The organism is Vibrio sp. 14G-20, from assembly GCF_026241515.1.
In the GTDB taxonomy this organism is placed as follows: Bacteria; Pseudomonadota; Gammaproteobacteria; order Enterobacterales; family Vibrionaceae; genus Vibrio.
Map to the genome: position 1 here is coordinate 1 of NZ_JAPHPW010000054.1, position 2310 is coordinate 2310.

Annotated in this window: 1 protein-coding gene; it reads right to left on the reverse strand. The window is 31.7% G+C overall.

Annotated features, from left to right (window positions below; all coding sequences use genetic code 11):
• Nucleotides 1–503: 503 nt before the first annotated feature.
• Nucleotides 504–1100 carry a winged helix-turn-helix domain-containing protein gene (locus tag OQJ75_RS22395; protein WP_265974978.1) on the reverse strand — a complete coding sequence of 199 codons (597 nt, stop codon included), beginning with the start codon at nucleotides 1098–1100 and terminating at the stop codon, nucleotides 504–506.
• Nucleotides 1101–2310 lie beyond the last annotated feature (1210 nt).

Here is a 2310-nt window from a genome sequence, read left to right on the forward strand (position 1 = left end):
TAGATGTAGATGTAGATGTAGATGTAGATGTAGATGTAGATGTAGATGTAGATGTAGATGTTTTTAGTGGGCTATGTATGAAGAGGAAGCTTCATCCTTAGATGAAGCTCTTGTAGGAAGTTAGGCCTGAGATGATAAATATATGCAACCAGTACCACTTGAATTTATATGGGGAGAGTGTTCAGTTATTTCAATTCGAACGAACATTGGGGTACAGTTTAGTCGGCCAATAAGCAAAAGAGTGTCGAAATATTTCAAGTACACACCGCTAAATGTTACTTTTTGTTCTATGTCCTTGGATTTTTCTTGGCGATTTAGCGAGATCGAAAAAAAGAGTCGGTCGAAAGTTATGATATTTTCTATTTTATTTTCGACGCATGGCGACTCGATAGTAAATTTTAGTTCATCTTTGTAAAGGATCGCTTGAAAAAACCCAAAAATAATAGTAATTTCAACAAATAATAAGAAAGAAATGTTTAATCTGTATATTGAACCTTTGATGTTCATTCTGGCCACCATAAAAATATAAATCCAATAAAAGAAGTCTGCCAAAGAACTAAACTTATTAAGTTAATAATAAATTTTTTTTGATTAGTAATGAAGCTTAATAATATTACCCAGTAGTTTGTTTTGATAGTTACTTGATCAAACTCAGAGCTAATCTCATTTATAGTATTGGATGATATATCTATATTACAGTCTACTATGGTGGTATCTGAAATGCTTTGTGTATAATCATCCTTAGTGAACATATAACCTTTTTTGGGTAATGTTACAATTTTCCCTTCTAGAGGAGTATTCTTTGATGCATCTCTAATCTTTTTTATGGCGACGTTTAGCGAACTTCCTGTAACGACTCTTCCGCCCCAACTATTTTCAATCAATTCTGAACGAGTTACAACGTTACCGCTATTTCTCATAAGAATTGATAAAATCTTAACCTCTACTTCATTAAGATTATCGCTGACTTCATTTTTTAACGCAGAGTGTTTATCAATTGGGTTAGCGCTGTTGCTGTTTTTATTATTTTCTTTAAATATGTTAGTTTGAGAATCTTTGCTTGATGTACTACTTAACATAGAATTCGTTGTAAAATTCATAACTTTGTCCTTTTCTTTTGGAGTTGGGATTAATCCTAAATCCTTTGTCTATTATTATATGATTCATCACCTTGCTAGTGCTATATCTGGATTAATTATAATTTCAGAACTCTTTATCATTTTACCAGTAAATCCAATACATTATTTTATTGAAATTGATCTCAAGGTTTAGTTTGTTAGTACGTTATAACACTCTGTAAGCAATGTATTCAAGTTTATAAATAAATTTATCATCTAGTAAGACCAGTGTCTCATTCATCCGCGATATCTTTCCTTTTGTAGCGAATGAATTAATGCAATTAAAACATCGAGATAATAAATAGTTATACAGTATCTACTTGAATTTACTATTGTATCTTTATGTTATTGGCCAGTTCAAGTCAATAGCCATTTGGAGGTAAGTACGGGTAAGAAAGGTAAATAATTCAAATTTACCGAAAATTAATATCGCAGTATCTATTCATTAATATCCCACCATTTGGCATTAATATTATTAAATAGTGAAAAACTATTCATTTTGTTGACCTTGCTTATTTTAACTCCTAGGTTTGGTGGGTATGAATATTTACATAGATTTACGAGGCATTCATAACAAGAGGATATCATTAGTTTTTCGAATTTTAAATTTGTTTCATTTTTATGACGATTTGGTTTTTATTTTGTGACACTTAATTTTGTGTCCTCTTCGTCCACAGTGATTAGAAAAGTAGCACTTGGGTAATTTTTAGAGCTATTTAGATGTCAGATAAAAGATTGATGAATTAATTACATACCGGTTTCAGATCCAAGTAGTAAATGTACTTGGTGATATAGCAATCTATATTGCGTTGTATTAATAGCTAATCAATACAAGAAAGACGGCAATTGAACTAATTACATATTCCATAAAGATAGGCTACTAACTAACTAACTAAGGTAAGGGGGTCGATAAAATCAACTTTTTATTGAATGTACATGAATATACAAATTTCGAAATAATTAAGTTAAATAAGGATCAAAACATGAATGTTTTAAAAATAGGAAAAAAAAGTGCGCCGACTAGTTTGGTGATTGCCGTTTCTTCGCTCATGCTCGCGAGTAACCTCTATGCGGCGTCAACTGTTACTGTCACTTGGTTAGGAACGGTACCTGGAAGCTCTAGTGATGGAAGCATGAGGCTTTGTTGCGTAATTCAATGGAACTAAATCAAGAACCTACGATCTGATCAGCT